The following is an 8805-nucleotide window of genomic DNA, read 5'->3' on the forward strand; positions in this document are numbered from 1 at the left end:
ACGTTTCAGAAAAGCACAGGGAAATCGGGATCAAAGATCGGCTTGCCCCGTTGGATATATTATCCTACGGGGCTTGTCCGGGTTAGGGAACTTGAGTTGGCAACTCTACATTTTACGAGACAGCATTCTTGAGGTCTTGCTCGAGGACTCAAGAAGACAGAATTCTTGAGCCGGTGGAGACGAATAAAAAAAAGCTTGCTTATTGAGACGACCGGTCATATATTATGCTCGTTATGAAAACCCGCGAGGACAAAAAGCAGGAAATCATAAAAAAGGGCTCTGAAATTATGCACCGCAAGGGATACAACGCGACCGGTGTAAAAGATATTGTGGACGCCGCCGGCATTCCTAAAGGTTCTTTTTATAACTATTTCGAAAGTAAGGAAGATTTTGTCATTCAGGCTTTGCAGTATTCCGCAGATCATTGCAATACGGTCATGGGAGAAACCTTGAGAGACAGATCTCTGCCGCCTTTGCAACGCATTGAAAAATTCTACGAAGAAAGGATTATACAATTTACAGAATGCGATTTTACTTTGGGCTGTTTTGGCAGCAATCTCTGCATAGAAATGGGAGACATCAGCCTGCCGATTGGCGCTGCGACCGAAGCCTATTTTAAGCGATTGGAATCGGTGTTGTTATCCTGCCTTCAGGAAGCGCAAGATGCCGGAGATCTGGACAAAGAGAAAAACATCGATAAGCTAGCCCAGTTCATTTACAATAGTTGGAATGGCGCCGTTTTGAGGATGAAAGCCAGCCGCAGTCCGGAACCCCTAAATATTTTTAGGGAAATGCTTACAGAAGTTCTGTTCCGATGAGTGGTAAAAACGGAAAAGTTTTTTTGTCTGCTGCGAAGACGACCGGTCATCTTGTTCACCATAACTCACATCTAAATTTTCGAATTCTAAATGGTTTAAAAAAAACAACAAAACACTTACTTCTAAACAACTAACAAAAGGAGCAACTCATGGCAAGAAAACTGGAAAACAAAGTAGCGGTTATCACCGGGGGTAACAGTGGCATAGGTTTGTCCACAGCAAAATTATTTCAAGCCGAAGGAGCGAGAGTCGTCATCACGGGCCGGCGGCAAGATGTCGTTGATTCTGCGGTCAAGGAGATAGGAGGAGACAGCGTCGGCTTCACATCCGATGCTTCCAAACTTGATGATATTGTGACGCTTTATGACAATATAAAAGAAAGATTTGGCAAGATCGATGTCCTTTTCTTAAATGCCGGCATTGCCAAATTTGGCCCCTTCACCTCCGTTGATGAAGCTGCTTTTGATGAAATGCTAAATATTAACCTAAAGGGTTTGTTCTTCAATGTTCAAAAAGCTTTACACTTACTCAATGAAGGCGCTTCCGTAATTTTTACAACATCTATCGCCGACCAGAAAGGCTTTCCAGACACGAGTGTCTATTCCGCCACCAAGGCAGCCGTTCGATCTCTCGCAAGGACGCTTTCTGCGGAGCTGGTAGATAAGAAAATCAGGGTAAATGCCATAGCGCCAGGGCCCATTGATACACCCATCTTTGAAAAATTAGGCGTTCCGGCAGAGGCAGTAGGAGAAGTGAAAGAGGGATTTGCGAGCACAGTCCCCATGAAAAGGATGGGAAGTCCGGATGAGATCGCAAGAGCGGCGCTTTTTCTAGCATCTGATGATTCGTCATTTGTCCTGGGAATTGAATTGGTGGTTGATGGCGGCGTTGCTCAACTCTAGGTGTATTAATTGAATTGTTAAACCTTAGTTTAAACTCATTGTGTGCAGTAGCACTTGCAGTCTCAATATTGACAAGAACTTGCCGGAAGGTGAGTTTAATCAATTGAAGGAAAGAAAAATGTCATGAAACAAAAATAACTTGAACTTTCAAGATGAAGCCCTACCTAAAATGACTTCTACAATGAGCACTAAAAATAGGAGTTCAAATGAAAGAAACTAACAACCTTATATAGGCTATCCCGGGCTCTTAGAAAAACTAACAAAAACATTAATTCATCGGGAGAAATTGATAATGCGCCTGCAAAATAACCAGAAATTCCCACACATCGCGGCCAAAAGAGTTGGCGGCGGCGAAATGACAATCCCGGATGACTTACTGCAAGAGCAATGGAGCGTATTGCTTTTCTACCGGGGACATTGGTGAGCCTTTTGCAATCGGCAGTTGGCCGATTACCAAAGCAAGCTCGAGCAGTTTTCCAAGATCGGGACGCAGGTGGTGGCCCTGTCCGTGGATTCGGAACAAGACGCACAAAAAACAGCGCAACGCAATAAGCTGACATTTCCGGTTCTATACGAGCTCGACGCTCGTGAAATGGTCGCCACTATCGGCGCCTACATAAGTGAGAAGAAGCTCTATTTGCATGCAACGGGTTTTGTATTACGGCCGGATAAGACTATCGAATTGGCTGGCTACTCCAACGGCCCAATTAGTCGAATTACGGCAGACGATGCGATAGCTATGATCAGTTACTTGAGGCGGAACTCATAAGGAGCGTTTGGCTAGAAGTGTCATGAAAAGCACCTGCAGTTCTAATCTTCAACTATTAAATTGGCAGACGAACTATATGGCATCGAAAGCGCTGCTATTTTAAGAAAGTGACCTGGCAAGCTTCTAAAGCTTTTAGAGTCAACCTAACAGAAATTTACATGACTTTTACCAATTTTTGCATTCCAAAATGATAGCAAAAGCATTAATTTATCTCCATCAAATTTCAGTCTTTTTCTATATTTATATCAGGAAAGGAGGTGGGATTATGAAAAGGACGTAGTGTCTTGCCACTCGATGTCTTGTTTTTATTATTGAGACAAAGTTATCATGAAAGTTTACGTTTAACTTCAAACACAGAAAGGAACACTGAGATGAAACAGTTCAAATTTCTTATAATGATTTTTATGTTGGTTTTACTGCCAGGGGCAGGATTCAACACGATGGTTACGGCCCAGGAGATTCAATCAGCCGCAGCATTGGGCTTTAGTCCGGATGGCGTTTTGTTTGTAGGAGATAATGTTGGCGGTGCGATTTATGCATTTGACATGGGGAAAGGCACAGCGCCTGCTAAGCCCGCTCCAGTTAATGTTGAGAATATTGACGCAAGAGTGGCGAGTATTCTTGGAGTAGGCCCAGGAGCTATCGTAATCAACGACATGGCGGTGCATCCTGTTACCCGAGAAATCTACTTATCGGTTACTCGAGGTTACGGTTCAACTGCTCAGCCTGCTATTGTTAAGGTCGATGGAAATGGCAACCTGACCAACATCCGGCTTAGCGAAGTGAAGTACACCAAACAAACGCTGCACGATGTTCCGGATGGCAGTAAACACTTCCAGGCCAGAGGCATGATGGAAGCCCCGACTGCAAAAGACCTGGTCAAAGCTGAAGCGCCAATGCATACGCTGGCGATCATGGATATCGAGTATTACAAGGGTGAGATTTTTGTGGCTGGAATCTCCAACGAAGAATTTGCATCCACCTTGAGAAGAATTCCCTACCCGTTTTCCGGCAAATACGCTTCCAGCAAGATCAAAATGTGGCACATTGCTCATGATCATTACGAAACCAGGGCTCCCATCCGGGCGCTTGTTGCAAAAAACTTCAATGGCGCCGACTATCTGATCGCTGCGTATACCTGCAGTCCGGTTGTACTCATTCCCATAAAAGAACTGAAAGATGGCGCATCTGTTACGGGTAAGACCATCGGAGATATGGGAAATGGGCAGCCGCTCGATATGGTGCTGTTTAATCATCCGATGATGAAAAAAGAGTATTTGTTTGTCACCAATAATAGTCGAATGCCGCAAGTATTCCCTGTGGATGGCTTAGTGGATGCCAAAGAGTATAAGCCAGAGACCCTGGAGCCAGGCATGAAGATGGACGCAATGGGCGTCTTCCCCTATGGCCCGCTGGGCTATATGACAATGTTTGTCGGTTCTTCACTTCAGATTGACCTCTTGAACGAAATGTATTTTGTGTCCCTGACGCGGGATGCGCAAACAGGTAGTCTTGATTTGGAATCATTGATAACCATGTTTCCGGTAAAGCTTCACCGCTTAACTGCTGAGTATGATTTTCCCGGTGTAGCTCCTCCCGAAATGTAGTAGGGCTTGAAAATGAAGCAACCTTATTTTCATACTTTGCTGTTCGCGACTTTATTAGGATTGAACATTGGGGGATGCTCTCAAGCTCCCCCGGTGCTCATCGTGCCTGTGACCACAGGTGAGTCTGTCAGATTACAAGTGAAGCTCGATAAAACTTCGAGCAGCTTCGATTGGCAGCATTCGTTTGCAATTTATGTGGATGATGGCGGAACCTGTTGTGAAGGAAGATTGCCTATCCAGGGGATCTATCATTCAAACGCCGATGGGGCTACATTTGAGCCTGATTTTCCCTTTGCAGAAGGAACGACCTACCATGTAAGGCTAAAGTCAGATATTCTGGTGAACAACAAAAACCTATCCTTGAAGAAAGTTGTGCAAGATGGACAGGAATACTTTGAAACACAATTTACGCTTCCGGTAAGGCAACCGAGAAAGCCGGCAAAAGTGGTACGAATATACCCGAGTAGCGATGAACTACCCGCCAATTTGTTGCGATTCTATATTTACTTTTCATCTTCCATGCGCACCGGCTTCGCTCGAGATGCTCTAAAACTGGTTGCGGAAGATGGCCGGCAGGTTGAGGGTGCGCTGATGAATTTCAAGCAGGAGCTCTGGAGCCCGGATCAGAAGCGCCTGACTGTGCTTTTCGATCCGGGACGAATTAAGCGCGGTGTGAGCACAAACCTGGAAGTCGGCCCTGCGCTGCGGGCAGGAGAAAGCTACCGTCTTATTGTTGCTAGGGAGTGGGAAAATGCCCAGGGCGTCAAACTCGAGAGGGGCTATGAAAAGCGATTTCGAGTGAGTCCGGCCCTGCGTTCCGTTCCGGATCCATTGAAATGGCAGATGACGCTACCATCGTCAAACTCATTTGAAGAGCTCACTATCGAGTTTAAACGTCCTTTTGACCATGCGCTGCTAAGAAGAATGTTTGAGGTAAGAGATGACGAAGGAAATGCCGTTGCGGGCACAATCACTGTGGATAAAATGGAGACCCGCTGGCGTTTTAAACCCAGCAATCCGTGGCAGCACGGAGATTATGTCGTTGCTGTAGATGCTGCATTGGAAGACTTAGCCGGCAACAACTTGCAAGGCCTTTTGGATCGTCCGGTGGCAGAGGAATTGAGTGGCGCAACAAGCATTGATTTACCATTCAAGATTAACTGAGCTAATATTCATCATGCCAGCACCAAACGATAGCAGGGAATGCACCTCAAATTATCGAATTGGAAAAAGGGAAAACGTATGCATGGTGCGCATGTGGCAATTCCAAAAGTCAACCCTTTTGTTACGGATCGCATCAGGGGACAGACTTTACACCGGGTTGTTTTTAAGGCCGAGGGCGTCAAAGTTGCCTTATGCATGTGCAAAAGGACAAATGGTTCTCCATTTTGTGATCGGAGTCATGCCAATTTATAGTGTGTGATATAAATGAAAGGATCAAATGAACATTCCATACAGCTATTAACAAAAATAGGCTGATTTACATATGAAAGAAATTATTAAAAAATACACGAACAATGAAGTGACAATTGTATGGAAACCCGGTGTTTGCATCCATTCATTTGTTTGCATCAATACCCTGCCTAAAGTATACAATCCTGACGACAGGCCCTGGATTAAAATTGAAAATGCATCTACAGAGGAGTTGGTTAATCAAATAAAAAAATGCCCGTCAGGGGCATTAAGTTATTACATGAACTCTGAAGATAACCAGGAGGCCGAAAGCTTAGAAACTACCGTTGAAGTTCTTGAAAATGGCCCGCTTATAGTTTATGGCACATTGAATGTGACACATAAGGATGGAAAAAAGGAACTCAAAAATAAAACAACTGCATTTTGTCGATGTGGAGCTTCTGGTAATAAACCCTACTGCGATGGTTCTCACGTCAAGATCGATTTCAAGGGATAATATTAATACGATAATGGATAAAAAATAAAATGAAGACAGATAAAATTATTGCTGTAAAACCAATCGATTTCCCCTGGGAAACACAAGACCCTTTCTTGTTTTGTGCCTATCATAGAGATGAATACCCTAAAGGAAACGAGCAAATGGCTCCCGACACTTCACTTTTGAAAGGCAGGAATATCGGGCAGGATTTCACCATAAAAGACGGTTGGCGTATGTACCACGGCAGCACTATTCCCGGGTTTCCATACCACCCACATCGAGGTTTTGAAACCATAACAATTAACAAAGAAGGTGTCGTCGATCATTCGGATTCTTTGGGAGCAGCTGGACGATTTGGAGAAGGAGACGTGCAGTGGATGACGGCAGGTAAAGGGATTCAGCATTCGGAGATGTTTCCTCTGATTCATAAAGATAAAGAAAATCCGTTAGAAATGTTCCAGGTTTGGCTCAACCTGCCTAAAGCCAGCAAATTTGTAGAACCACACTTTAAGATGCTGTGGAAGGATTCTATTCCTGTGGTCACGGAAAAAGATAGTAACGGACAATCAACAGTGATTGATGTTATTGCCGGCAACCTTAAAGGTGTCCAGGCTCCCAAACCAACTCCTGATTCATGGGCTGCAAATTCTGATAATTTGGTAAGCGTTTTAACCATAAAAATGGCAGCCAATGCAAGATGGACGCTCCCCGCTGCTGCAGCAGAAGCGAATAGATCCCTCTATTTTTATCGTGGCAGTAAACTAACCCTCGAAGGTGAAACCATTAACGAGAATCATTTAGTCCATTTAAAAGCCAACGAAGAAGTTACTCTTGAAAACGGAGACCAGGAGGGTTATTTGTTAATGCTGCAAGGGAAACCCATAAACGAACCTGTTGCACAGCATGGTCCCTTTGTGATGAATACACAGGAAGAGATCCGTCAGGCAATGATGGATTACCAAAAAACGGAATTTGGCGGCTGGCCCTGGTCTGAGCGAGAGCAGGTTCATGATAGAAAAAAAGGCCGGTTTGCATTGCATGCCGATGGCAGGGAAGAAATTAAATAAGATCATTTGTTGACCTTCAAAATACTCGAACAAACAAAATAAAAAGATAAATAAAATTGACATAATTATACAATACGACTGAAACGGGCTACCGAAATCGGAAGGACCCCCAAATGCTAACTAACATAAAATATTTTTTATCTCTTCTATTGATCTTTGGTTTTTCTTTAGCTTCTTTTTCTCAGGAAAAGAATGAAGAAGGCAAAAAAGAGAAAGCGCCTGCTTACCAATTGTTTAGAGAATTGGAAAACTATTCTTACCTAAAAGAGGAATCGAACTTTGAAACGGATTTTTGGGACCCTATTAAGTTTATCCCATTCAATGCTTCCAAAAATATTTACCTAACGGTAGGCGGTGAATTTAGACCCAGGTTCGAATATTTCAACAATAACAACTGGGGAGAAACAGCAGAAAAAAATGATGCCTTTTATTCACAAAGGTTGGCGCTTTACAGTTCCTTGTCTCTTGCAAAATATGTGCGCCTATATGGAGAGATCTATCATGGTATACTAAGTAAGGAAGAAAAGGTATTTGCTGAAGATGATAATGTCGATCTCTTTCAAGGGTTTTTGGATATTAATTTACCGCTTAAAGACAATAAGCTTACCTTTCGTCTTGGCAGACAGGAAATGGCTTTTGGCGCTACCAGACTGGTAGGCATTCGGGAAGGACCCAACCTAAGAAGAAGTTTTGATGCGGCCAGAGCAATCTACAAATCGGATAACCTCGAAATCGAAGGTTTTTATGGAACAGAAATCATTGTTGACCCGGGAAACGGCGCTTTTGAAAACAAAAGGGATGACCACATGGATTTCTACGGCATCTATAGCCGCATCAATCACATAGGAAGACTCCCCGGCCAGACTGAACTTTATTATTTCGGTTTTGAGATTGATCAAGCCATTTTCAATGATGGAACAGGCGCTGAAATCAGACACACACTGGGTATAAGAAGGCATGGAAAAGTTGGAAAGCATGTGTTGTTTAATACAGAGATTATGTATCAATTCGGAACTTTTGCTGATAAAGATATTAATGCCTGGGCTGTTGAACTCGATTATCACTATTCATTCCTGAAAACAGAGCATTTAAAAAGTGTTGGGTTTAAACTGGATTACATCAGCGGTGATAGATCGGCTGGTGATGATAAACTACAAACCTTTAATCCATTATTTACTAACCCCGCTTATTTTGGACTCTTAGCTGTTATAACGCCAGTCAACCTGATGGATATTCACCCCTCATCAAAATGGAAATTAGGTGAAAATATAGAATTTAGTTTTGACTGGGATTTCTTTTGGAGAGCTAGTAAAAGCGATGGGTTGTACAGCCCTCCAAGATTTTTGAATAGAGATGGGCAAAGTGCAAATTCAAGATTTATTGGACATATGCCTGGTATAGTATTGGGTTATAAAGTTAGTCGCCATATTAAATGGAGTGTGGATGCCTCTTATTTTATATCGGGAGATTTCATCAAGGAAACCGGGGAGAGTGAAAACATATTTCACTTTGCTACTACCACATCATATAAATTTTGATTCTAAGAATAAACAACTTACTCAGTAGTAGAAAGTAATGAAGAATGCCATATTAATAGTACGTATTTTGTTGTGAGCAATGTTAATCGTATTTGTTTAAACAACTTTTTACAACTCAGCCCATGGGAAATCCTGCTCCGGAGATGGGCGCAATATTATTGCCAAGAACAGATGCTAAAGGACCCTTATGTTTTTTTCGTTCTTGAATAATTT

The 8805-nt window shown here is 43.0% G+C and carries 8 protein-coding genes and 1 pseudogene; all 9 read left to right on the forward strand.

Going from position 1 to position 8805, the window contains the following annotated elements; all coding sequences use genetic code 11:
* Positions 1-224 precede the first annotated feature (224 nt).
* The 9 genes and pseudogenes from IH879_14360 to IH879_14400 all read left to right on the forward strand — a co-directional run bounded on the left by IH879_14360 (position 225) and on the right by IH879_14400 (position 8592).
* A complete protein-coding gene (locus IH879_14360; protein ID MCH7676118.1) occupies positions 225-818 on the forward strand; it encodes a TetR family transcriptional regulator C-terminal domain-containing protein in 594 nt (197 codons plus the stop codon).
* Positions 819-967: 149 nt separating this feature from the next.
* The gene (locus tag IH879_14365; GenBank protein ID MCH7676119.1) at positions 968-1720 is read left to right on the forward strand and encodes a glucose 1-dehydrogenase; all 753 of its coding nucleotides are present in this window, start codon (positions 968-970) and stop codon (positions 1718-1720) included.
* Positions 1721-2162: 442 nt separating this feature from the next.
* Complete coding sequence (locus IH879_14370; GenBank protein MCH7676120.1) at positions 2163-2489, forward strand: redoxin domain-containing protein; 327 nt, start codon at positions 2163-2165, stop codon at positions 2487-2489.
* 371 nt (positions 2490-2860) lie between these two features.
* A complete protein-coding gene (locus IH879_14375) occupies positions 2861-4096 on the forward strand; it encodes a hypothetical protein (protein ID MCH7676121.1) in 1236 nt (411 codons plus the stop codon).
* 12 nt (positions 4097-4108) lie between these two features.
* Entirely contained in the window at positions 4109-5260 is a 1152-nt protein-coding gene (locus IH879_14380) for a hypothetical protein (GenBank protein MCH7676122.1), read from the forward strand.
* 29 nt (positions 5261-5289) lie between these two features.
* Positions 5290-5512 (forward strand): annotated as a pseudogene (locus IH879_14385) (CDGSH iron-sulfur domain-containing protein).
* A 70-nt stretch (positions 5513-5582) separates the two neighbouring features.
* Positions 5583-6005, forward strand: a complete 423-nt coding sequence (locus IH879_14390) for a (4Fe-4S)-binding protein (protein ID MCH7676123.1) — start codon at positions 5583-5585, stop codon at positions 6003-6005.
* 29 nt (positions 6006-6034) lie between these two features.
* Positions 6035-7054 carry a pirin family protein gene (locus IH879_14395; protein ID MCH7676124.1) on the forward strand — a complete coding sequence of 340 codons (1020 nt, stop codon included), beginning with the start codon at positions 6035-6037 and terminating at the stop codon, positions 7052-7054.
* Positions 7055-7167: 113 nt separating this feature from the next.
* Entirely contained in the window at positions 7168-8592 is a 1425-nt protein-coding gene (locus tag IH879_14400) for an alginate export family protein (GenBank protein MCH7676125.1), read from the forward strand.
* Positions 8593-8805: the final 213 nt, after the last annotated feature.

It is taken from the genome of candidate division KSB1 bacterium, assembly GCA_022562085.1.
Classification (GTDB): Bacteria; Zhuqueibacterota; Zhuqueibacteria; order Oceanimicrobiales; family Oceanimicrobiaceae; genus Oceanimicrobium.